Genomic DNA, 21,157 nt, shown 5'->3' on the forward strand with positions numbered 1-21,157 from the left:
CACCGGGGGTCGCGTCACGTCAGGCCAGCAGGCGCCACAGGCCGATCAGGCCGAGCACCACGATCGCGGCGCGTAGCGCGTTCGGGGACAGCCGGCGACCATAGCGGGCGCCGATCGACCCACCGATCAGCGAACCGACGGCGATCAGCCCCGCCGCTGCCCAGTCGATCCGATCGAACGCGACCAGGGTGTACGCGGCGGCCGCGACGATGTTCACCAGCAGTGCGAGCAGGTTCTTCGCCGCGTTCATCCGCTGCATCGACTCCGGAAGCAGGGCGCCCATCACGCCGACCAGCAGGATGCCCTGCGCGGCCGTGAAGTATCCGCCGTAGACGCCGACCGCGAACGTGCCCGCGGTCAGCGCGAGCATCCGACCCGTCCCGACGTGGTCGGCGGTGCGTCCCGCTGCCTCCGCCCTTGCCCGCGCCCACGCCTGGATCCGCGGCCCGGCAATGACCAGGGTCAGCGCGCCGACCAGCAGGACGGGGACGATTGTCACGAACGCCTCGTCCGGCAGGTGCAGCAGCAGCCACGCGCCGAGGCAGGCGCCGAGCAGCGAGGCGGGGATCTGCCAACGCAGCCGATCCCATTGGCCGCGCAGTTCCCTGCGGTACCCCCACGTCCCGGACACGCCGCCCGCGACGAGACCGACCGCGTTCGACATCGTCGCTACCACCGGCGGGTAGCCGAACGCAACGAGGGTGGGAAAGGTGACCAGGGTGCCGGATCCGACGATCGCGTTGATGCCGCCCGCGCAGAACCCGGCGAGGGCGATGACGATCATCTCGGCGGCGGTCATGTCGGCACGCTATCGAGGGCGTGGACCCCGCCGACGCGCGGGGAGCGGTAGCGTGCGCGCCATGAGCCTCGCCCATGACGAACGACTCGCGTTGGTGGCGACGATGACCTCGGTCGGACCGGAGGCGCCGACGCTGTGCGCGGGCTGGACCACCCGCGACCTGGCCGCGCACCTGATCCTGCGGGAACGTCGACTCGACGCGGCGCCGGGGATCCTGGTGGCGCCCCTGGCCGGGCACACCGCGCGGGTGCAGGCGGGGATCGCCGCCCGCCCGTACCCGGAGCTGCTCAAGCTGGTGCGGACCGGCCCGCCCGCCTGGTCGCCGCTGCGTTGGTTCGACGCGCAGGCCAACCTGGGGGAGATGTTCGTGCACCACGAGGACGTCCGGCGCGCCGGTGCCGGCTGGGAGCCGCGGGACCTGGGTGCCGACTGGGACGGTCCGCTGTGGTCGCTGGCGAAGCGGACGACGCGGATGGCGTTCCGGAGGGCGCCGTGCACGGTCGTCGTCGAGGCGGGGGAGGGGCGGCGGGTGATCCCGCGCCAGGTGGCGGGGGCCGATCAGGTGACCATGGTGGGCACGCCGCCGGAGCTGGTGTTGTACGGCTTCGGCCGCGACGCGGTCCGGGTCGCGTTGGACGGCCCGGACCGGGCGGTCGCCGCGGTCCGGGCGCTGACGCGGGGCGTCTGATCGCGCTGCTCCGGCGCTGGGACGAGTGTTGCGGATGGTCCCGGTGGGGCTGGAGCGACTAACCTGGCCGTCATGGCAGGTAAGTCCGGGACCCGATCCACCACGAGCACGCCGCGGTCCGCACCGCGGGGCGGGGCCTCGGGTGGGTCGTCGGCCGCCCGGGGCGCGAAGGGGGCGGGAGCGAAGGGCGCGACGGCGCGCAGCCGGACCACGAAGACCGTCAGCACCCCCCGAAAGGCAACGGCGCCGCGACCCGCCACGCGCAGGCCCGCGAACCGTAGGCCCGCGCCCCGGAAGTCGGGCGGCGCGCTCCAGTCCGTCGGCGCCGGACTCGGCCGGGGGTGGACGCTGATGGCCCGCGGGGTCGGGGCCGCGACCCGCACCGTCGGGCGCGCGGGCGACATCGAGCACGGGCATCGGCGGGACGGGATCGCGCTCGGCCTGATCGCGGTCAGTGCGGTGATCGCCGCCGCCATGTGGTTCTCGGCGGGCGGCCCGGTCGGCGGGTGGATCGAAACCGGGGTTCGGGGGTTGTTCGGCGGTGCCGCTGCGATGCTGCCCGTGGTCGGTGTCGTGGTCGCGGTGATCCTGATGCGCACCGAACCGAAACCCGACATCCGTCCCCGTCTGGTGCTCGGGTCGCTGCTCGTCGCGGTCCCCGCGCTCGGCGTCTACCACGTGATCAGCGGGGAACCGCGGGACGCGGACGGGCGCGCAACGGGGGCGGGCATCGTGGGGTCCGTCGCTGGCGGCCCGCTCACCGACGGCGTCACCTTCTGGCTGTCGGTGCCGCTGCTGCTCCTCGCGATGTGCTTCGGTGTCCTGCTGCTCACGGGGACGACGGTCCGCGAGGTTCCGGCGCGGCTGCGGGCGTTGGTCGGGGCGTCGCATTCGGACGGCGAGCACGAACCGTATGACGACGAGGAGGACGTCGGCTCCGAGTACGGCGACCACGAGCCGGACTACCTCAGGGGGCTGCGCAATCTGCGCCCGTCTCGGCGGCGCGCCGAGGCCGACTACGACCCCGCGCTCTTCGACGCCGACGGCTACCCGGTCGACGACGACCGCGCCGCGGACGGCTCCGGTCGGTACGGCGTGAACTCGTCCGGGTACGCCCGCTTCGACGACCATCCGGTCGCGACGGACCCGGAATCGAACTATCCGCTCGACGAGGGATACGCGCCGACCGAGGTGCTCGTCCCGGACGCGGAGTTCGCCGCCCCGGCCGCACCCGCCGCGCCACCCGCGCCGAAGCCGAAACCGAAGCCCAAGCCGAAGCAGGCGGCGACACCGCCGCCGAAGGCCGACGACGAACCGGAGATGCTGATCCCGGATCGGGTGGTCGAGGGCGACTACACGCTGCCGCCCGCGTCGCTGCTGATCGACGGCGATCCACCGAAGACCGGGAGCTCCGCGAACCAGGCGATGATCGACGCGATCTCCGAGGTGCTCCTGCAGTTCAAGATCGACGCCGCCGTCACCGGCTACACCCGCGGTCCGACCGTCACCCGCTACGAGGTGGAACTGGGTCCGGGTGTGAAGGTCGAGAAGATCACCGCCCTGGCCCGCAACATCGCGTACGCGGTCGCGACCGACAATGTGCGGCTGCTGGCGCCGATCCCCGGCAAGTCCGCGGTCGGTATCGAGGTGCCCAACACGGACCGCGAGATGGTCCGGCTCGCCGACGTGCTCACCGCCCCGTCCACGCGTAAGGACCACCATCCGCTGGTGATCGGCCTCGGCAAGGACATCGAGGGCGACTTCGTCAGCGCGAACCTGGCGAAGATGCCGCACCTGCTGGTCGCGGGTTCCACCGGTTCCGGCAAGTCCAGCTTCGTCAACTCGATGCTGGTGTCACTGCTGCAGCGGGCCACCCCGGACGAGGTCCGGATGATCCTGATCGACCCCAAGATGGTCGAGTTGACGCCCTATGAGGGCATCCCGCACCTGATCACGCCGATCATCACCCAGCCGAAGAAGGCGGCAGCCGCGCTGGCGTGGCTGGTCGAGGAGATGGAGCAGCGGTACCAGGACATGCAGGCCAACAAGGTCCGGCACATCGACGACTTCAACAAGAAGGTCCGGTCGGGGGAGATCACCGCGCCGCTCGGCAGCGAGCGGGTGTACCGGCCGTACCCGTACATCCTGGCGATCGTCGACGAACTCGCGGACCTGATGATGACCGCCCCCCGCGACGTGGAGGAGGCGATTGTCCGGATCACCCAGAAGGCGCGCGCCGCGGGAATCCACCTGGTGCTGGCCACGCAGCGGCCGTCGGTTGACGTCGTCACCGGCCTGATCAAGACCAATGTGCCGTCCCGGCTCGCGTTCGCGACGTCGTCGCTGACCGACTCGCGGGTCATCCTCGACCAGCCCGGCGCGGAGAAGCTGATCGGCATGGGCGACGGGCTGTTCCTGCCGATGGGCGCGGGGAAGCCGACCCGCATGCAGGGCGCGTTCATCACCGACGAGGAGATCGCGGCCGTCGTCGACTTCACCAAGAATCAGGCCGAACCCGAATACACCGAGGGCGTCACCACCGCCAAGGCCGCCGAGAAGAAGGACGTCGACCCCGACATCGGCGACGACATGGACGTGCTGCTGCAGGCCGTCGAGCTGGTGGTGACCAGCCAGTTCGGATCCACGTCGATGCTGCAGCGCAAGCTGCGGGTCGGGTTCGCGAAGGCGGGGCGGTTGATGGACCTGATGGAGACCCGCGGCGTCGTCGGGCCGAGCGAGGGGTCGAAGGCGCGCGAGGTGCTGATCAAACCGGATGAACTGGACGGTCTGCTGTGGTCGATCCGCGGCGGCGACCCGGACGAATCCCCGTCCGACGACTGACCTGCTCGTTCGTGGCGAGCGGCCGATGCTGTGATTGAATGGGGAGGCTTTGGAGGGGAGTATCCCCGTGATCCGTGGCAACCTCGTCAACACGATCGGCGCCGTCGCCGCTCCGGGGTTGTCGGTCGATCGACCCGGGGCGGCACGCGGTGACGCGGCCGGCCGGTGACGTTCGGCGGGAGAGACCTCCGGTGTCCTGATCGACTACCGGAGGTCTACGAGTGCACATCACACCCCTGATCTGGATCGTCACCTGCGTGGTGATCCTTGGCCTGTTCGTCTTCGACTTCTTCGCGCACGTGCGGACACCGCACGCACCAACCCTGCGGGAGTCCGGCTTCTGGTCGGCCGTCTACATCGGCATCGCGATCCTGTTCGGCCTGTTCGTCATGTGGCAGTGGGGAACCGGCGCCGGCGGTGAGTATTTCGCCGGGTACATCACCGAGAAGGCGCTCTCGGTGGACAACCTGTTCGTGTTCGTCATCATCATGTCCAGCTTCGCGGTGCCCCGCGAATACCAGCAGAAGGTGCTGCTGATCGGCATCGTGATGGCGCTGGTGCTGCGCGGTGTGTTCATCGCCGTCGGCGCGGCCGCGATCAACGCCTACAGCTGGGTTTTCTACCTGTTCGGTTTCTTCCTCGTGTACACGGCGATCAAGCTGGTCAAGGACCACGGTGACGAGGCAGACGCGGAGGAAAAGCGCGAGAACCGGATGGTCTCGATCGTGCGCCGGTTCGTGCCGGTCAGCGAGGTGTACGACGGCGACAAGCTGGTCACCAAGATCGACGGCAGGCGTTTCGTCACCCCGCTGCTCCTTGCCCTCATCGCGATCGGCTTCACCGACATCCTGTTCGCGCTCGACTCGATTCCGGCGATCTACGGTCTGACCAAGGAGCCGTACATCGTCTTCACCGCGAACGCGTTCGCGCTGATGGGCCTGCGGCAGCTGTACTTCCTGATCGGTGGCCTGCTCGAACGGCTGGTGTACCTGTCCTACGGTCTGTCGATCATCCTGGCGTTCATCGGCGTCAAGCTCGTGCTGCACGCGCTGCACGAGAACACCCTGCCGTTCGTCAACGGCGGCGAGCACGTCACGGTCCCCGAGATCAGCATCGCGTTCTCGCTGACCGTGATCATCGGCGTGCTGATCGTCACGACCGTCGCCAGCCTGATCAAGACCCGTGGCGACAAGGACAAGGAGCCGACGACCACGGCGTGATCGCTTGTCCGCCCCGTCCCGCGTCCGCGGGGCGGGGCGCACCTGCGTCAGGCGAAGGCGCCCATCACCGGCGTCCACTCGGTGAACCGGGCACGGTCGACGAGGCCCGCCCGCCCGAACGGATCGTCGGCGAACAGGGCGCGGGCGGCGTCGACGTCCACGGCTCGGACGAGAATCAGCGCGCCGCTGCCGTCGGCGTACGGGCCGGTGCTCAGGACGGTGCCCGCGTCGACGAGGCCGGCGAGCCACCCGCGGTGGTCGGGGCGGATCTCGTCGCGGGCCGCCGCGGTCGCGGCGGCATAGCTGTATTCGACGGCGATGACGGGCATCGGAACTCGCTTTCGTTGGGGGAGGCAGGGGCGGGTCAGAGGGTCAGCAGCATGCGGGTGTTGCCGAGCGTGTTCGGCTTGACGTAGCTGAGGTCGAGGAACTCGGCGACACCGGTGTCGTAGGACCGGCACATCTCCGCGTACACCTCCGCGGTCACCGGGGTGCCCTCGATCTCGACGAAGCCGTGCCTGGCGAAGAAGTCGACCTCGAAGGTGAGCACGAAGACCCGCTCGAGTTCGAGTTGCCGCGCAACGCCGACCAATCGGGCGACAACGAGGTGGCCGACACCACGTCCCTTCACCGTCGGGTCGACCGCGACGGTCCGGATCTCACCCAGGTCGCCCCACAGCACGTGCAGCGCGCCGCAGCCGACGACCTCGCCGCCGATCTCGGCGACCCAGAACTCCTGCACCGCCTCGTACAGGGTCACCAGGTTCTTTTCCAGCAGGATGCGGCCGGCGTAGATGTCGATCAGGCGCTTGATGTCCGGGACGTCCGAGGTGCGTGCGCGGCGGACGAGCAGCGGGTCCGGGTCGGACTGGGCAACGCCTGAAGTCATGGGGTGAACAGTAGTCGGGGCACGAAACGATATTCTGGGCGATGTGCCGTCCCGTCTTATCTCCGCCCGCGTCGCTGACGCCTCGGGCGTGCGCCCCCGTTGCGCCGGTCGCGGAGCCCGAAAATGACCGCGCAGCAGCGGGCCTCGGACGGTCTCGCGGTGTCGTCGACCGAGGGCTCCGACGCGGCGGCCGGGCGCCCCGTCCCGGTGCTGAACATCGCGAACGTGCTGACGATGCTCCGGATCCTGCTGGTCCCGGTGTTCCTGCTTCTGCTGTTCGTCGGCGACGGGCACGAGACGCCGTGGCGGATCGCGGCGGCCGCGGTGTTCGCAATCGCGGCGATCACCGATCGGATCGACGGCCAGGTGGCCCGCAAGTACGGGCTGGTGACCGACTTCGGCAAACTCGCGGACCCGATCGCGGACAAGGCCCTGATCGGCGCGGCGCTCGTCGGCCTGTCGATCCTGGGTGACCTGAGCTGGTGGGTGACCGGCGTCATCGCCGCCCGCGAAATCGGCGTCACCGTCCTGCGGTTCGCGGTCCTGCGGCACGGGGTGATCCCGGCCAGCCGCGGCGGCAAGGTCAAGACGTTGGTGCAGTCCGTCGCGATCGGTCTGTATCTGCTGCCGCTGTCCGGTGCCGTGGCGACCGCGGCCGCCGTCCTGATGGGTGCCGCGGTGTTGCTCACCGTCGTTACCGGACTCGACTACGTGATTCAGTCGATCCGGCTGCGCGCGGACGTGCACACCCGCCACCCGGCGCCATGACCGATCCGCTGACCGACGGCACCGAGGTCGTCGCGCTGGTTGCGGCGCTGACCGAACGACGGGAAACCGTCGCGACCGCCGAATCCCTGACCGCCGGGCTGCTTGCCGCGACGATCGCGGGCGTGCCCGGCGCCAGTGTTGTGCTGCGTGGCGGACTGATCGTGTACGCCACCGACCTGAAGGTAGGCCTGGCCGGGGTGTCGGCGGCGACGCTCGCCGCGGACGGCCCGGTCGCCGCGAGCACCGCCGCCGAACTCGCCACCGGCGCTGCCGCGCGCTGCGGCTCGGACTGGGGGATCGGGCTCACCGGTGTCGCCGGACCCGACCCGCAGGACGGCACCCCGGTCGGAACGGTGTTCCTCGGGGTCGCGGGCCGGGACGGGGTCGCCGTCCGGCGGCTGACGTTGCCGGGTGGTCGCTGGGAGATTCGCCGCGCGGCCGTCGCCGAGGCCGTGTCGGACGTCCTCGGTCGCGTGCGTTCCGGTGCGGCGGGATAGGGTCGGGAACCAACTCGACATGGCGGCTCGTTGAACCAACAGGACTCGTCGTACGACCCGTCGGGGGCAAGTGAAGGAGGTGCCAGATGACCGTGTTGTTGCGAGAAGCGCTCGGGGACAGTCTGCGGCGCACGAGGGTGGCCCAGAGCCGCACGCTGCGCGAGGTGTCGAGCTCGGCGCGTGTCAGCCTGGGATACCTTTCCGAAGTCGAACGGGGGCGGAAGGAGGCGTCGAGCGAACTGCTCGCCGCGATCTGCGACGCGCTCGACGTTCCGCTGTCGGACGTGCTCCACGACGTCAGCGAGACGCTGTCGGACGCGACCGCGGTACGTGCCGGGGCCGTCAGTACCGAGACCGCGGGCTCCGCGATGCCCGAGGTCGTGCACGCGGCGGCGCCGCGCATCGACGGGGACACCCGGGTGGTGATTCCGGCGCCGCAGGCGACGGCATTGGCCGCCGCCTGACGGTCCGCTCGGGGGCGGTTCGGTCGGTCCGCTCGCTTCAGCCGGACCGGATTCGGGTCGGCGCGGATGGTTCGCGGTGGTGCCGGATCGCTGTAGATTCGACGAGGACAGTGGCGCAAGGCGGTGTGCGACGGTCGCGCACCGGGTCGCGGATGACGCGGCGCATCAGATGGAGGCAGGATCACACCCATGGCTAACCCGTTCGTCAAGGGCTGGAAGTACCTGATGGCGCTCTTCAACTCGAAAATCGACGAGAAGGCGGACCCGAAGGTTCAGATTCAGCAGGCAATCGAGGACGCGCAGCGCCAGCACCAGGCACTCTCGCAGCAGGCCGCATCGGTCATCGGCAACCAGCGCCAGCTGGAGATGAAGCTGAGCCGCCAGCTCGACGAGGTGGAGAAGCTCAACGCGAACGCTCGTCAGGCCGTCACCCTGGCGGACCAGGCCGCCACCGCGGGCGACAACGAGAAGGCGATCCAGTACACCAACGCCGCCGAGGCCTTCGCCGCACAGCTGGTGACGGCCGAACAGTCCGTCGAGGACCTGAAGGTGCTGCACGACCAGTCGCTGCAGGCGGCCGCGCAGGCGAAGAAGGCCGTCGAGCAGAACGCGATGGCGTTGCAGGCCAAGGTCGCCGAGCGCACCAAGCTGCTCAGCCAGCTCGAGCAGGCCAAGATGCAGGAGAAGGTCAGCGACTCGCTGCGGTCGATGGACGCCACCCTGTCCGCGCCGGGCAACACCCCCAGCCTCGACGCGGTGCGCGACAAGATCGAACGCCGCTACGCGGACGCGCTCGGCTCCGCGGAGCTGGCTCAGAACTCCGTCCAGGGACGGATGATGGAGGTCCAGCAGGCCAGCGTGCAGATGGCAGGCCACAGTCGTCTCGAGCAGATCCGCGCCTCGATGAAGGGCGACGCGCTTCCGTCGGGGGGCGGTGCCACTCCGGCGGCAGCGCCGCAGACCCCGGCGGCTGCCCCGAAGACCGAGGGTCCCGCCGCGCAGTAGTTCCACACCGACGCCAGGCCCGGTCCGGACATCGTCCGGGCCTGGCGTCGTTTTCCGACCCGCGTTCGTCAGTCGTCGACGCCGCGCGCGGCGAGGGCCTCGCCCATCGCGTCGGCCGTGCGGACGGCACCGATCACGACCGGGACGGCCAGGGCCCGCAGGGAGAAGCCGAGACCACGGGCCTTGCGGGCCTCGGTCACCTCGGCGACCAGCCCGGCAAGCAGCGGGATGCAGCGGATCGTCATCGCCAGCACCAGACCGACCCGGTTGGGGTCCACCCCGAACCGCCGGAACGGCCCGAGGATCCGGTGCAGCGCGTCGAGCATGTCCAGTACCCGGGTGGTCAGGGACACCAGTGCCGCGACGGCGACGGACAGCAGCAGCACCCCGCACACCACCAGCGCACGTCGCCACCCGGTGAAGACGACCTGAAACACCGCGATGAACGCGAGCATCCACAGCACCGGACGCAACTGGGCGAGCACCACCCGTGCGGGGATGCGGGCGATGCCGAACCCGGCGATCACCACGACCGCGGCGGGCGCCAGCTGCCACGGCTGCCGAACGAACGCCGCGAGCCCGATGAGGAACAGCACCAACCCGATCAGCTTCCCGCCCGCGGGCAGCCGGTGCAGCACGGACCGCCCCGGTCGGTACAGGCCGAGCGTCGTCACCCGGCGAGCCGTCGATAGAAGCCGATCGCCTCGGCGGGCGCGCCGTCGGCGGCGACGCCCCCGGAGTCGATGACGATGACCCGGTCGAAGTCCGCGAGCAGGTCCAGATGGTGGGTCACCGCGATCAGCTGCTGCGGCAGCGCCGCGAAGGTGTCCGAGACCAGCCGGGTGTTGCGCAGGTCCAGCAGCGTGGTCGGCTCGTCGGCGACGATCACCTCGGGCTCGGTGACCATGATCGCCGCGAGCGCCAGCAGCTGCTTCTGCCCGCCGGACAGCTGGTGGGTGGGGTGGTCGGCGTGCCCGGCGAGCCCGAACCGGCCGAGCACGCTGGCGACCCGCGCGTCCCGGTCGGCGGCGGGCAGCCCCGACCGCTTGAGGGAGAACGCGATGTCCTCGGCGACGGTCGGCATGATGATCTGATGGTCGGGGTCGGTGAACACGAACCCCACCTTGCGACGCACCTTCCTGCCGTCGCGGGCGGTGTCGAGTCCGTCGACGGTCACCGTCCCGGCGGTGGGGACCACCAGCCCGTTGATCATTCGTGCGAGTGTCGACTTGCCGCTGCCGTTGGCACCGACGATCCCGATGCGGGATTCGGTGAGGGTCAGGTCCACCTCGCGCAGGACGGCGCGTTCCCCGTAGCGGTGCGCGACGGACCGGAACCGGATCTCGGTCATCGGCGGGGTCAGGCGGCGTCGGCGGCGGGCGCCGCTGGCGCCCGGCGGCCGGTCAGCAGGGCGGGGTACGCCCGGTGCACCTGGGCGGCGACGACGGCGGCGACCACCGCCTTGATCGCGTCGCCGGGAAGGAAGGTCACGTTCGCCGACAGCGCGGCCACCAGCGTCAGGTCGGTGCGCAGCAGCATGCCCGCGATCCCGCAGGCGTACAGCACGACGATCCCGCCGAGCAGGTTGATCAGGGTCCCGACGATCGCGTTGTAGCGGGGCAGCGCCTTGACGGTCAGCCACCCGATCAGCGCGGCGGTCGGGATCCAGCCGATCAGGAAGCCCGCGGTCGGGCTGGCCAGCGCGGTCAGGGTGGTGCGCCCGCCTGCGAGGACGGGCAGGGCCATCCCGACCGCGATCACGGTCAGCACGGCCAGCGATCCCTTGCGGGCGCCGAGGAGCGCGCCCGCGACCATCACGCCGAGACTCTGCAGGGTGATCGGCACGCCGGAGGTGCCGATGGTGATGGTGCCGGGCAGGCCGAGGGCGATGATCAGCGCCGCGAAGACCGCGACCTGGGCGAGGTCGCGCGCGGTCAGTGCCGGGGCGCCGGAGATTCGGGAGGACACGGGTGGTGCAGAGCTCCTAGGTGGCGGGGACCGGTCGAGCTTATGTCAGGCGCGTCGGCCGATGGGCTCCTCCACCCGGTCGGGGCGGCCGCGGGGCATGGGGGTTCACCCTGATCTTTCCCTGATCTTGCCGTTGAGCTGGTGATTTACCGGCGCGATCCTGTCAGGCTGGACGGCAGCGGACCGCCAACTCGTGGTGGTTCGGCCCGCAAGAAACGGAGAACCATCGTGTTCTGGAAGATTCTCGGTGTCGTTGCGCTGGTGTGGATCGCACTGGCCCTGGTCGGGGTGCTGGTGAAGGGCCTGTTCTGGATCCTCGCCGTCAGCGCCGTGGTGTTCGGTGTGTACCTGCTGGTCAAGGCGTTCTCGGATTCGGACTCGCAGAAGGTCACGAAGATCTAGGCGTGCTGCCCGGGCGCGTCTCGCCACCCGAACCGGTATCCGGCGGCATGCTCGTTGGCATGGAGCCCACGATCGAACCGATTCCCGAGGACTGGCAGCGCGGCGTGGTGATCGTCGCGCATCCCGACGACATCGAATACGGCTGCGCGGCGGCCGTTGCCCGGTGGACCGCGCAGGGCAAGGACGTCCGCTACGTCCTCGTCACGCGGGGGGAGGCGGGGATCGAGGGGGTCCCGCCCGCCGAGTGCGGACCGCTGCGGGAGGCGGAGCAACTCCGGTCCGCCCGGGTCGTCGGGGTCACCGAGGTCGAGTTCCTCGGCCTCCGGGACGGCACCGTCGAGTACTGCCCGGCGCTGCGCGCCGCGATCGCCGGGGCGATCCGCAGGCACCGGCCCGAGATCGTCGTCACCCTGACTCATCACGAGGCCGTGGTCCCCGGACGCCGCAACAGCGCCGACCACCGGGCCGTCGGGTTGGCCGCACTGGACGCGATCGCGGACGCCGCGAACGAGTGGATCTTCCCGGACCTGCCCGAACCGCGCTGGTCGGGTGTGCGGTGGGCGGCGGTGACCGGGCCGTCCGGGCACACGCACGCCGCTGACGTGACGGCAACGGTCGACCTCGCGGTCGCGTCCCTTGCCGAGCATGCCCGCTACCTCGCCGCGCTCAGCGACGTCCCGGTCGCGGAGCAGGCCGCCGCGCAGGTGGAGATGGCAACCGGTCCGAAGCCCGGATTCCCGGCGCCGCGGGCGGTTGGGTTCGAGTTGTTCTCGTTCTGACCCGCCCGCCGCGATGCGGTGAATGGGGGTTCATGGCGCATTTCCGGCGGCACGGTGGCACCTGAACCCCCATTCAATCCTGGGGCGTGGGTCAGTGGACCGGAGCGCCGACGATGACGCGCCCGGCCCCCCGAACGGTCTGGACGTCGATCGGCAGCGGCGCGATCCGTTCCCCGTCCGCGTACGCGGTGATACCCGCCGCCTCCACCCGCACCGAGGCGGAGCGGAAGACCCGCACCTCGTCGAGCGACACGTGGGTCCCCTTGTAGACGGTGGGGAACAGCCGGACCAGCTTCCATCGGCTGCCCGGAGCGATGACGACGACGTCGAACAGTCCGTCGGTCAGGCTCGCGTCCGGCGCGATGAGCATCCCGCCGCCGTACGAGGTGCCGTTCCCGATCGAGACCATCGCCGCGTCCAGATCGAGGGTGCGGTCGTCGAGCACGATCCGATACGGGATCGCCCGCAGGCTCGCCAGTTCCGCGAGCATCGCGAGGTTGTAGCGCATCGGGCCCCGCGGCCAGCGCATCCGGTTCGCCCGTTCGGTGACGAGGGAATCGAAACCGCCGCACAGCACCGTGCCGAACCAGTGCGCGGCCGCGCCGACGGTGACCCGTCCGAGGTCGACGTCGGCCGTCTCGCCCTCGGCGACGATGTCCGCCGCCGCGACCGGGTCGTCGACCGGGATGTGGAACAGTCGGGCATGGTCGTTGCCGGTCCCGCCGGGGATGATGCCCAGCGGCACCCCGGATTCCGCGACCGCCTGCCAGGCGATGTTGATCAGCCCGTCGCCGCCGACCGCGACGAGGGCGTCGGTGCCTGCCTCGACCGCGGCGCGGGCCAGCTGCAGGGCCTCGGCAGGGGAGCCGCCCTCGATCGCGGTGATGTCGATGCCCCGCTCGCGCAGGCGCGCCGTCGCGGCCGCGGCCACCTCGTGCGGGTGTCCGCCGCCGGCGTGCGGGTTCGTCAGCACCGTCACCGATCTCATGGGATCAGCTTGCCGGGGTTGAGGATGCCGACGGGGTCGAGCGCGTCCTTGACCGCCTGCAGGACGCTCGCACCGAGCTCGCCGACCTCGTCCGCCATCCACGGGCGGTGATCCCGGCCGACGGCGTGATGGTGGGTGATCGTTCCGCCCGCCGCGACGATGGCATCGCCCGCGGCGCGCTTGGCCGCGGACCACTGGATCAGCGGATCCGCGGCCTGCGCGCACACGACCGTGAAGTACAGCGACGCGCCGGTCGGGTAGGTGTGCGAGATGTGGCACATCACGAGGGGCGCGGTGCCCTGCGCGGTGAGGGATTCGGTGAGGGCGGTGGTGACGGCGTCGCGGAGGGTCGCCAGGTTGGACCAGGTGGTCGCCGTCTCCAGGGTCTCGACGACCGCGCCCGCGTTCAGCAGTGCATCGCGCTGGTAGGGGGCGGAGAAGCGGCCGTGCTCCCAGGATCGGGCGGGCCCGTCGCCGAGGTCGGTTCCGCCTGCGGCGGCGAGCAGGGCGCCCGCCTCCTCGGAGCGGGCCCGCACGTGCGCCTCGGTGCCCTCGAACGTGGTGATGGCCAGGCATCCCGACGTGGGGCTCTCGCCACCGATGTCCCCGGCCAGCGCCAGGTTGATGCCGGTCTCCGCCTCATCCGACAGGCGCATCACCGTCGGTGCGGCGCCGGTCTGGACCACCGTCCGCAGTGCGTGCGCGCCGGTCTCGAAGTCGGGGAACGACCAGGCGCGGTAGGCGGTGGTCGCGGGCACCGGGTGCACCCGGACGGTGACCTCCGTGATGACGCCGAAGGTGCCCTCCGAGCCGACGAGCAGCTCGCGCAGGTCCGGTCCCGCGGCCGACGCCGGGCCGCGGCCGAGGCTGAGGGTGCCTGCCGGGGTCGCAACCCGCAGGTGCTGCACCATGTCGTCGAACCGGCCGTAGCCCGCGGACGCCTGCCCGGACGAGCGGGTCGCGGCGAATCCGCCGATCGTCGCGAACTGGAAGCTCTGCGGGAAGTGGCCGAGCGAAAAGCCGTGCACCCCGAGCAGTTCCTCCGCCTGCGGTCCGGTCACACCCGCCTGCAGGGTCGCGATCCCGGACACCGGATCGAGGTCGACGAGCGCGTTCAGGCGCCGCAGATCCACCGCGATCACCGTGTCGAAGCCGCCGCGGACCGGGTCGAGTCCGCCGACGACGCTGGTGCCGCCGCCGAACGGGACCACCGCGACCGTGTTCCTGGCACACCACTGCAGGAGGGCGAGGACGTTCTCGTGGGAGGCGGGCAGGACCACCGCGTCCGGGGCGTCCTGCGCCGCGGTGTCCTTGCGGCGCAACAGGTCGGGTGTGGACTTTCCGCCCGCGTGGCGGAGCCGGATCGCGGAGTCGGCGCGGACGTTGTCGGATCCGAGCAGGTCCTTGAGCGCGCGGCGGTGCGCGTCGGTGAGGGAGCTGGGCCGCAGCACGACGTCGGACTCGGCGGGGGCGGCGGCCTGCGCCGCGTCGACCCCGAGCGCCGCCCCGAGCAGGGACAGGACCTGCGGGGAGAGTTGCTTGCGGAACTCGCCGACTCCCCAGGCGTCCCACTCCATGACGGGGGCCTCGGTCGCCGGGTGCTCGGGTGCTGTGAAGTCGATCATGCGTTACAGTGTTACACACAATGTCTATTCGTAACGCTGATCTCGACCGGGGAAATGTGAACGCGTGAGCAGTGACACCGCGGCGGCCCGGTGCGTCGACGACCAGATCCTCGACGCGGCCCGGACCTGCGTCCTCGAGTTCGGCCTGCGGCGCACCACGCTCGCGGAGATCGCCCGGCGGGCCGGCGTGAGCAGGCCGACCGTCTACCGGCGCTGGCCCGACACCCGCGCAGTGGTGGGGGATCTGCTCACCCGCGAGATCGGGCTCGCGGTCCCGGCACCGTCCGGTGCTGGCCCGATGCGCGCCCAACTCGTTGCCGCGGTCGCGCAGATGGCGGACGCGGTGCGGCATCACCCCCTGTTTGTGAAGATCCTCCGATCCGACCCCGAACTGCTCATCACCTACATTGTCGAGCGGCTCGGCACCAGCCAGCGCGCGATCATCGACCATCTCGTCCCCGCGCTCGTTGCCGGCCAGGCGGACGGCTCGGTCCGGGCAGGCGACCCCGTCGCCCTCGCGACGATGCTGCTGTTGATGACGCAGTCGGCGGTCCAGTCCGCCGGAATGGTCGCCGACCTGCTCCCGCCCGACGCGCTGATCGGGGAGCTGACCGTCGCCGTCGACGCCTATCTGACCGCACCGTCCGTCTGACATCCCGGATCAGGAGTTCACCGTGCACCTCAACGCCCCGACCGCCCTCAATGCCGACCGCCGAGCGCGGGAACTGTCCGAGCTCGGTGACGGGGATCCGATCGACCTGCTGGTGATCGGCGGCGGGATCACCGGGGTCGGGGTCGCGCTGGACGCCGCGTCCCGCGGACTGCGGACCGTCCTCGTCGAACGCCGTGACCTGGCCTTCGGGACCAGTCGATGGAGTTCGAAGCTCGCGCACGGCGGACTCCGGTACCTCGCGAGCGGGAACGTTGGCATCGCCAGGGAGAGCGCCGTCGAACGCGGCATCCTGATGACCCGGACTGCGCCGCACCTGATCCGGGCGCTGCCGCAGCTGGTGCCGCTGCTGCCGTCCGTCGGGCGATTCGAGAAGGCGCTGGTGCGGGCCGGATTCCTCGCCGGCGATGCGCTGCGGGCGACCGCCGGCACCCCCGCGTCGGTGCTGCCGCGCTCCCGGCGCGTCGGGTCGGCCGCGGCGATCGCCCTCGCGCCAGCGGTGCGCCGGGACGGCCTGCGCGGCGGCCTGCTCGCGTACGACGGCCAGCTCGTCGACGACGCGCGACTGGTCGTCGCGATCGCCCGCACGGCGGCCGGGCACGGCGCGAAGATCCTTACCCGGGTCGGGGCGTACGACGTCACCGGTGATCGTGCGCGGCTCCGGGACGAGCTGACCGGGGAGGAGCTCACGGTGCGGGCCCGCGCGGTCGTCAATGCCGCCGGGGTGTGGGCCGGGCAGGTCGACCCCGACATCGCGCTCAAACCCAGCCGCGGCACCCACCTGGTGCTCTCCGCGGAGCGACTCGGGAACCCGACGGCGGCGCTCACCGTCCCCATTCCCGGCGAGACGAACCGCTTCGTGTTCGCGTTGCCCGCGCAGCTGGGTCGGGTCTACCTCGGGCTGACCGACGAGGCGGCATCGGGGGAGATCCCCGACGTCCCGGTGGCCACCGAGCCCGAGATCGACTTCCTGTTGACCACCGTCAACACTGCGCTGGGGGGCGACCTGACCCGCAGCGACGTGCTCGCCAGCTACGCGGGCCTGCGGCCCCTGCTCGACACCGGGGACGGTGCGACCGCGGACCTGTCCCGCAACCACGCGGTCCTCACCTCGGGCGCCGGGGTGATCAGTGTCGTCGGCGGGAAGCTGACCACCTATCGGAAGATGGCGCAGGACGCGGTCGATGCCGCGATCCTGGCCGGGGGCCTCGCGGCCGGGGCGTGTGTCACGAGGAATCTGCCGGTGGTCGGTGCGGGTGCGGCACCGACCGGGTTGCCCGCGTCGCTGATCGACCGGTACGGAGCCGAGGCGGGCAGCGTCGCCGCGGCCGGGCCCCTCGATCGGGTGGCCGACGGGATCGACGTCAGCCACGCCGAGTTGGTGTTCGCGGTCCGCAGCGAAGGGGCGCTGGACGTCGACGACCTCCTTGACCGCCGAACCCGGATCGGTCTGGTCCCCGCCGACCGGGACCGCGCACGGAACGCGGCGGTGGCCGCGCTCGGCTGAACATTGTCGGTGCGAGGTCGTACGGTGGGGCGTCCGGTTCGACACGGCTGTACCGACGTTCGGGAGCGACGCACACCATGACCACCGATCCGCAGAGCACTGCCACGACCGACATCCTCGACCTGCTCGCCGAGCAGCGCAGCACCTTCCTGATCACCTTCCGGGGCCTCGACGACGCGGGGGCCCGCACCCGGTCAACGGCCAGCGAGTTGACGCTGATCGCCCTGCTCAAGCACGTCACCGGCACCGAGCGCGGCTGGATTCGGACCCTGGTCGAGCGGGACGAGGCCGCCGAGTTCGACATGGACTCCGCGATGCAGTCGTGGACGGTCGGGTCGGACGAGACCCTTGAGGCGCTGCTCGCGGACTATGTCGTGGTGGCCCGTGAGACCGAGGCCGCGGTCCGCGACCTCGACCTCACCGAGCCGGTCCCGCTGCCGACCGCGCCGTGGGCGCCGCAGCGTCAATGGTGGAGTGGGCTGAAAATCCTCATGCACATCCTGCGGGAGACGGCCCAGCACGCCGGGCACGCCGACATCATCCGCGAGAGCCTCGACGGGGCGAACACCACCATGCAGATGGGCGCCGACGCGGGCATGGAGATCTAGCGTCGGCGACGACGAGGCGGGTGCCGCCGCCGAATCGCCTGCCACAGTCGGCCCACTCGTCATGGGCTGAGCGGGGCCTATGGCACCCTGGTCGGATGCGCGTCGCCGTCGTCGCCGGACCCGATCCCGGTCATGCCATCCCCGCCATCGCCCTGTGCCTGAAACTGATTGCCGCGGGCGATGATCCGGTGCTGTTCACCGGTGATCGCTGGCTGGACACCGCGCGCGCGGCGGGGATCTCGGCGCGCAGGCTCAAGGGTCTCGCGCCGCGGCCGGAGGACGACGACCTCGACGCGGGGGCGCGGATCCATACCCGGGCGGCGTACATCTCCACCGAGATCCTGCCCGAGCTGAGCGCGATGCTGCCCGAACTGGTGGTCTCCGACATCCTCACCGCGGGCGGCGGGATGGCCGCCGAACGGCTCGACGTGCCGTGGGTGGAGTTGTCACCGCATCCGCTGTACGCGCCGTCGACGGGCCTGCCGCCGATCGGCAGTGGCCTGGCGCCGGGGGAGGGGCTGCGTGGTCGGGCCCGCGACCGGCTGATGCGGGCGGCGACCGGCCGGTCGATCAAGCAGGGTCTGCGGCAGCGCTCCGAGGCGAGGGTCGGCGTCGGTCTGCCCGCCGAGGATCCGGGGCCGGTCGCGCGGCTGATCGCGACCCTGCCCGCCCTGGAGGTGCCCCGGCCGGACTGGCCAGACAACGCGCAGGTGGTCGGGCCGCTGCTGTGGGAGCCGACCGCGGACCTCCTCGCCCCGCCGCCCGGCGACGGGCCGTTGGTGATGATCGCGCCGTCGACCGCGCACACCGGAGCCGAGGGCATGCTCGAGACCGCGCTGGCGGCGCTCGACGGCACCGGGGTGCGGGTGGTCGCCTCCATGCTCGACACCCCTCCTGCGGACCTGCCGTCCTGGGCCAGCGCTGGGCTGGGGCGTCAGGACGCGCTGCTGGCCGACGCGTCGGTGGTGGTCTGCGGCGGCGGTCACGGCATGCTCGCCAAGACGCTCCTCGCCGGGGTGCCCGCGGTGACCGTTCCCGGCGGCGGGGACCAGTGGGAGCTGGCGAACCGTGCGGCCAGGCAGGGCAGCGCCCTGGTGGTGCGGCCGCTGTCGGGCGATGCCCTGCGCGGGGCGGTGCTGAGGATGCTGGACGACCCGTCGTTCGCGGCGGCGGCGGCCGCGGCCGCGGCGACCGCGGGCGAGGTTGCCGACCCGGTCGCGGTGTGCCGGGCGGCCGCCGCCGCTGGATCGACCCTGCCATGATCGCGCGGCGGGCGGGCGGGCCTGATGGCCGGACGGCGGCACGCGTTACCGTTGGTCCGTGCGACTGACCGAGTTCAATGAACTGGTACACGGCGAGTTCGGCCGACTCTACGGCGAATCCCTGCTGGTGGACCACGTGCTGCTCAGCCTGGGTGGCAGGACCGCCGCGCAGGCCATCGAGGCCGGTCGGGAACCGCGTGAGGTGTGGCGTGCGCTCTGCGTCGAGTTCGAGGTGCCACGAAGCCGCTGGTAGTTGCGGCGTTGGCGCCGACACGCCCATCCCGGGCCATTGACTCGAACAGGTGTTCCCCTATGCTGGGGGTGTGCTCGTCAGGTCGCGTCGGCAGAGTTTGTCGGTGTCCCCGTCTACGGTGACCACAACACAGTGAGACCCCGCTCGAACATCGGGCCGCCCGGAAATCGGGCCGCTCGACACGCGAGCTCCTGACGACACACGAGTTCCTGACTAAGGAGAACCGATGGCACCACAGGCACACGATCGCGACAAGGCGCTCGAGCTCGCACTGGCGCAGATCGACAAGAACTTCGGCAAGGGCTCGGTGATGCGTCTCGGTGAGGAGGCGCGCCAGCCCATCTCGGTGATCCCCACCGGGTCCATCGCCCTCGACGTCGCGCTCGGGATCGGCGGCCTGCCGCGCGGGCGCGTCGTCGAGATCTACGGCCCGGAGTCCTCGGGTAAGACGACCGTCGCGCTGCACGCGGTGGCGAACGCGCAGGCCGCAGGCGGTGTCGCGGCGTTCATCGACGCCGAGCACGCGCTCGACCCCGAGTACGCCCGCAAGCTCGGCGTCGACACCGACGCCCTGCTGGTCTCGCAGCCGGACACCGGTGAGCAGGCGCTGGAGATCGCGGACATGCTGATCCGCTCCGGCGCCCTCGACATCATCGTCGTCGACTCGGTGGCCGCGCTGGTGCCCCGCGCCGAGATCGAGGGCGAGATGGGCGACAGTCACGTCGGTCTGCAGGCCCGACTGATGAGCCAGGCGCTGCGGAAGATGACGGGTGCCCTGAACAACTCGGGCACCACCGCCATCTTCATCAACCAGCTGCGCGAGAAGATCGGTGTGATGTTCGGTTCGCCGGAGACCACCACCGGCGGCAAGGCGCTCAAGTTCTACTCGTCGGTGCGACTGGACGTGCGCCGTATCGAGACCCTCAAGGACGGCGGCGACGCGGTCGGCAACCGCACCCGCGTCAAGGTCGTCAAGAACAAGGTCTCGCCGCCGTTCAAGCAGGCCGAGTTCGACATCCTCTACGGCCAGGGCATCTCCAAGGAGGGCTCGCTGATCGACATGGGTGTCGAGCACGGCTTCATCCGCAAGTCGGGGTCGTGGTTCACCTACGAGGGTGACCAGCTGGGGCAGGGCAAGGAAAACGCCCGCAAGTTCCTGCTGGAGAACACCGACATCCGCGACGAGATCGAGAAGAAGATCAAGGAGAAGCTGGGCATCGGCGCCGACGTGACCGCCGAGGACGCGGGCGACGCACCCGCCGACTTCTAGGACACCGCCCATGGAACAGGACGACCGCCCGCGGGCGTCCCGTCGCCGGGCCGATGAGTCGCGACGATCCGGTGCCGGCGCGGCGAGACGCGCCGCCGCCGACGTGGGCTCCCGCAGTCCTGCCGAGCAGGAGGCGCAGGCGAAGGACCTGTGCCTGCGCCTCCTGACCGACCGCGCGCGCAGCCGCACGGAACTGGCCACCAAGCTCACCGACAAGGGCTACCACCCCGACGTGATCGTCGGGGTGCTCGACCGGCTCACCGAGGTGGGTCTCGTCGACGACGCCGCGTTCGCGGCGCAGTGGGTGCACTCCCGGCACACCTATTCCGGCAAGGGCAAGCGGGCGCTGGCGATGGAGTTGCGCACCAAGGGGGTCGCGCCGGACATCGCGGCGACCGCGCTCGACCGCATCGACGTCGACGACGAACGTAAACGGGCCACCGAACTGGTGCGGCGCAAGCTGCGCACCGCATCCCTCGACTTCGAGGTCGACGGACCGGGCGGTCGCAGCAGCGACCGCGACCGACTCGTCCGGCGGCTGGTGTCGATGCTCGCCCGCCGCGGCTATCCGCAGGGCATGTGCTTCGACGTGGTGAAGACCGAACTCGCGCGGGCCGGTTCGGATGACGAGGGTCTCGACGCCGGGTGACGGTC

Annotated in this window: 24 protein-coding genes; 16 read left to right on the plus strand and 8 right to left on the minus strand. The window is 71.1% G+C overall.

All coding sequences use genetic code 11. The annotated features are described in order from the left end of the window. Positions 1-19: 19 nt before the first annotated feature. Positions 20-799, minus strand: a complete 780-nt coding sequence (locus tag ACFWPA_RS10130; protein ID WP_378508817.1) for a sulfite exporter TauE/SafE family protein — start codon at positions 797-799, stop codon at positions 20-22. Between the two features lie 61 nt (positions 800-860). Between ACFWPA_RS10130 and ACFWPA_RS10135 the strand changes: the two genes are divergently transcribed. From ACFWPA_RS10135 to ACFWPA_RS10145, 3 genes are all read left to right on the plus strand, one after another. Further along, positions 861-1,487, plus strand: a complete 627-nt coding sequence (locus ACFWPA_RS10135; RefSeq protein ID WP_378570097.1) for a TIGR03085 family metal-binding protein — start codon at positions 861-863, stop codon at positions 1,485-1,487. A 72-nt stretch (positions 1,488-1,559) separates the two neighbouring features. Further along, positions 1,560-4,328, plus strand: a complete 2,769-nt coding sequence (locus ACFWPA_RS10140) for a DNA translocase FtsK (RefSeq protein ID WP_378508815.1) — start codon at positions 1,560-1,562, stop codon at positions 4,326-4,328. Between the two features lie 221 nt (positions 4,329-4,549). Next, positions 4,550-5,548 (plus strand): TerC family protein, encoded by a 999-nt coding sequence (locus tag ACFWPA_RS10145; RefSeq protein ID WP_378508814.1) that lies wholly within the window; start codon positions 4,550-4,552, stop codon positions 5,546-5,548. 47 nt (positions 5,549-5,595) lie between these two features. On the opposite strand, the gene ACFWPA_RS10150 is transcribed toward ACFWPA_RS10145, so the two are convergent. Both ACFWPA_RS10150 and ACFWPA_RS10155 read right to left on the minus strand, forming a co-directional pair. Beyond that, complete coding sequence (locus ACFWPA_RS10150) at positions 5,596-5,877, minus strand: YciI family protein (protein WP_378508813.1); 282 nt, start codon at positions 5,875-5,877, stop codon at positions 5,596-5,598. 35 nt (positions 5,878-5,912) lie between these two features. Continuing rightward, positions 5,913-6,437 carry an amino-acid N-acetyltransferase gene (locus ACFWPA_RS10155; protein ID WP_378508812.1) on the minus strand — a complete coding sequence of 175 codons (525 nt, stop codon included), beginning with the start codon at positions 6,435-6,437 and terminating at the stop codon, positions 5,913-5,915. A 123-nt stretch (positions 6,438-6,560) separates the two neighbouring features. On the opposite strand from ACFWPA_RS10155, the gene pgsA reads away from it, so the two are divergent. From pgsA to ACFWPA_RS10175, 4 genes are all read left to right on the plus strand, one after another. Next, a complete protein-coding gene (gene pgsA, locus ACFWPA_RS10160) occupies positions 6,561-7,205 on the plus strand; it encodes a CDP-diacylglycerol--glycerol-3-phosphate 3-phosphatidyltransferase (protein WP_378570098.1) in 645 nt (214 codons plus the stop codon). Continuing rightward, positions 7,202-7,702 (plus strand): CinA family protein, encoded by a 501-nt coding sequence (locus tag ACFWPA_RS10165; RefSeq protein WP_378508810.1) that lies wholly within the window; start codon positions 7,202-7,204, stop codon positions 7,700-7,702. The genes pgsA and ACFWPA_RS10165 overlap by 4 nt, the downstream gene beginning before the upstream one ends. Before the next feature lie 86 nt (positions 7,703-7,788). Beyond that, positions 7,789-8,166: a helix-turn-helix domain-containing protein gene (locus tag ACFWPA_RS10170; protein WP_378508809.1), complete on the plus strand. Its 378-nt coding sequence runs from the start codon at positions 7,789-7,791 to the stop codon at positions 8,164-8,166. Positions 8,167-8,355: 189 nt separating this feature from the next. Then, positions 8,356-9,171: a PspA/IM30 family protein gene (locus ACFWPA_RS10175; protein ID WP_378508808.1), complete on the plus strand. Its 816-nt coding sequence runs from the start codon at positions 8,356-8,358 to the stop codon at positions 9,169-9,171. A 68-nt stretch (positions 9,172-9,239) separates the two neighbouring features. Here the strand turns inward: ACFWPA_RS10175 and ACFWPA_RS10180 are convergent, their stop codons facing one another. The 3 genes from ACFWPA_RS10180 to ACFWPA_RS10190 are packed head-to-tail and all read right to left on the minus strand — an operon-like array spanning position 9,240 to position 11,139. Next, the gene (locus ACFWPA_RS10180; RefSeq protein WP_378508807.1) at positions 9,240-9,845 is read right to left on the minus strand and encodes an energy-coupling factor transporter transmembrane component T family protein; all 606 of its coding nucleotides are present in this window, start codon (positions 9,843-9,845) and stop codon (positions 9,240-9,242) included. Continuing rightward, positions 9,842-10,522 carry an energy-coupling factor ABC transporter ATP-binding protein gene (locus tag ACFWPA_RS10185; protein ID WP_378508806.1) on the minus strand — a complete coding sequence of 227 codons (681 nt, stop codon included), beginning with the start codon at positions 10,520-10,522 and terminating at the stop codon, positions 9,842-9,844. Before ACFWPA_RS10185 ends, ACFWPA_RS10180 begins: the two co-directional genes overlap by 4 nt. Positions 10,523-10,530: 8 nt before the next feature. After that, entirely contained in the window at positions 10,531-11,139 is a 609-nt protein-coding gene (locus tag ACFWPA_RS10190; RefSeq protein WP_378570099.1) for a biotin transporter BioY, read from the minus strand. 228 nt (positions 11,140-11,367) lie between these two features. On the opposite strand from ACFWPA_RS10190, the gene ACFWPA_RS10195 reads away from it, so the two are divergent. Both ACFWPA_RS10195 and ACFWPA_RS10200 read left to right on the plus strand, forming a co-directional pair. Then, entirely contained in the window at positions 11,368-11,541 is a 174-nt protein-coding gene (locus ACFWPA_RS10195; RefSeq protein WP_378508804.1) for a hypothetical protein, read from the plus strand. Between the two features lie 71 nt (positions 11,542-11,612). Beyond that, entirely contained in the window at positions 11,613-12,320 is a 708-nt protein-coding gene (locus ACFWPA_RS10200) for a PIG-L deacetylase family protein (RefSeq protein WP_378570109.1), read from the plus strand. Between the two features lie 91 nt (positions 12,321-12,411). Here ACFWPA_RS10200 and ACFWPA_RS10205 read toward each other — a convergent pair whose 3' ends face one another. Continuing rightward, the gene (locus ACFWPA_RS10205; protein ID WP_378508803.1) at positions 12,412-13,308 is read right to left on the minus strand and encodes a diacylglycerol kinase; all 897 of its coding nucleotides are present in this window, start codon (positions 13,306-13,308) and stop codon (positions 12,412-12,414) included. Continuing rightward, on the minus strand, positions 13,305-14,933 hold the full coding sequence (locus ACFWPA_RS10210; RefSeq protein ID WP_378508802.1) for an FAD-binding oxidoreductase: 1,629 nt from the start codon (positions 14,931-14,933) through the stop codon (positions 13,305-13,307). The genes ACFWPA_RS10205 and ACFWPA_RS10210 overlap by 4 nt, the downstream gene beginning before the upstream one ends. A gap of 64 nt (positions 14,934-14,997) precedes the next feature. Here ACFWPA_RS10210 and ACFWPA_RS10215 point away from each other — a divergent pair, with 64 nt between their 5' ends. The 7 genes from ACFWPA_RS10215 to recX all read left to right on the plus strand — a co-directional run bounded on the left by ACFWPA_RS10215 (position 14,998) and on the right by recX (position 21,152). Beyond that, positions 14,998-15,585 (plus strand): TetR/AcrR family transcriptional regulator, encoded by a 588-nt coding sequence (locus tag ACFWPA_RS10215; RefSeq protein WP_378508801.1) that lies wholly within the window; start codon positions 14,998-15,000, stop codon positions 15,583-15,585. A 22-nt stretch (positions 15,586-15,607) separates the two neighbouring features. Then, positions 15,608-17,110, plus strand: a complete 1,503-nt coding sequence (locus tag ACFWPA_RS10220) for a glycerol-3-phosphate dehydrogenase/oxidase (RefSeq protein WP_378508800.1) — start codon at positions 15,608-15,610, stop codon at positions 17,108-17,110. A gap of 77 nt (positions 17,111-17,187) precedes the next feature. Beyond that, complete coding sequence (locus ACFWPA_RS10225; protein WP_378508799.1) at positions 17,188-17,718, plus strand: DinB family protein; 531 nt, start codon at positions 17,188-17,190, stop codon at positions 17,716-17,718. Between the two features lie 95 nt (positions 17,719-17,813). After that, positions 17,814-18,980, plus strand: coding sequence for a glycosyltransferase (locus ACFWPA_RS10230; RefSeq protein ID WP_378508798.1), 1,167 nt, complete (start codon positions 17,814-17,816; stop codon positions 18,978-18,980). A 58-nt stretch (positions 18,981-19,038) separates the two neighbouring features. Further along, positions 19,039-19,233, plus strand: a complete 195-nt coding sequence (locus ACFWPA_RS10235; protein ID WP_378508797.1) for a DUF3046 domain-containing protein — start codon at positions 19,039-19,041, stop codon at positions 19,231-19,233. 226 nt (positions 19,234-19,459) lie between these two features. Then, the gene (gene recA, locus ACFWPA_RS10240) at positions 19,460-20,503 is read left to right on the plus strand and encodes a recombinase RecA (RefSeq protein ID WP_378508796.1); all 1,044 of its coding nucleotides are present in this window, start codon (positions 19,460-19,462) and stop codon (positions 20,501-20,503) included. Between the two features lie 10 nt (positions 20,504-20,513). After that, complete coding sequence (gene recX / locus ACFWPA_RS10245) at positions 20,514-21,152, plus strand: recombination regulator RecX (protein ID WP_378508795.1); 639 nt, start codon at positions 20,514-20,516, stop codon at positions 21,150-21,152. Positions 21,153-21,157: the final 5 nt, after the last annotated feature.

Origin of the sequence: Rhodococcus sp. NPDC058505, assembly GCF_042720095.1 — a bacterium.
Taxonomy (GTDB): domain Bacteria; phylum Actinomycetota; class Actinomycetes; order Mycobacteriales; family Mycobacteriaceae; genus Rhodococcus_G.

Excerpts from the sequence above, each read along its gene's own strand:
- ACFWPA_RS10185 (WP_378508806.1), bottom strand. The coding sequence starts at position 10,522 with ATGACCGAGATCCGGTTCCGGTCCGTCGCGCACCGCTACGGGGAACGC.
- ACFWPA_RS10165 (WP_378508810.1), top strand. The coding sequence starts at position 7,202 with ATGACCGATCCGCTGACCGACGGCACCGAGGTCGTCGCGCTGGTTGCG.
- ACFWPA_RS10155 (WP_378508812.1), bottom strand. The coding sequence starts at position 6,437 with ATGACTTCAGGCGTTGCCCAGTCCGACCCGGACCCGCTGCTCGTCCGC.
- ACFWPA_RS10140 (WP_378508815.1), top strand. The coding sequence starts at position 1,560 with ATGGCAGGTAAGTCCGGGACCCGATCCACCACGAGCACGCCGCGGTCC.
- ACFWPA_RS10130 (WP_378508817.1), bottom strand. The coding sequence starts at position 799 with ATGACCGCCGCCGAGATGATCGTCATCGCCCTCGCCGGGTTCTGCGCG.
- recX (WP_378508795.1), top strand. The coding sequence starts at position 20,514 with ATGGAACAGGACGACCGCCCGCGGGCGTCCCGTCGCCGGGCCGATGAG.
- ACFWPA_RS10170 (WP_378508809.1), top strand. The coding sequence starts at position 7,789 with ATGACCGTGTTGTTGCGAGAAGCGCTCGGGGACAGTCTGCGGCGCACG.
- ACFWPA_RS10135 (WP_378570097.1), top strand. The coding sequence starts at position 861 with ATGAGCCTCGCCCATGACGAACGACTCGCGTTGGTGGCGACGATGACC.
- ACFWPA_RS10205 (WP_378508803.1), bottom strand. The coding sequence starts at position 13,308 with ATGAGATCGGTGACGGTGCTGACGAACCCGCACGCCGGCGGCGGACAC.
- ACFWPA_RS10225 (WP_378508799.1), top strand. The coding sequence starts at position 17,188 with ATGACCACCGATCCGCAGAGCACTGCCACGACCGACATCCTCGACCTG.
- recA (WP_378508796.1), top strand. The coding sequence starts at position 19,460 with ATGGCACCACAGGCACACGATCGCGACAAGGCGCTCGAGCTCGCACTG.
- ACFWPA_RS10175 (WP_378508808.1), top strand. The coding sequence starts at position 8,356 with ATGGCTAACCCGTTCGTCAAGGGCTGGAAGTACCTGATGGCGCTCTTC.
- ACFWPA_RS10150 (WP_378508813.1), bottom strand. The coding sequence starts at position 5,877 with ATGCCCGTCATCGCCGTCGAATACAGCTATGCCGCCGCGACCGCGGCG.
- ACFWPA_RS10230 (WP_378508798.1), top strand. The coding sequence starts at position 17,814 with ATGCGCGTCGCCGTCGTCGCCGGACCCGATCCCGGTCATGCCATCCCC.
- pgsA (WP_378570098.1), top strand. The coding sequence starts at position 6,561 with ATGACCGCGCAGCAGCGGGCCTCGGACGGTCTCGCGGTGTCGTCGACC.
- ACFWPA_RS10210 (WP_378508802.1), bottom strand. The coding sequence starts at position 14,933 with ATGATCGACTTCACAGCACCCGAGCACCCGGCGACCGAGGCCCCCGTC.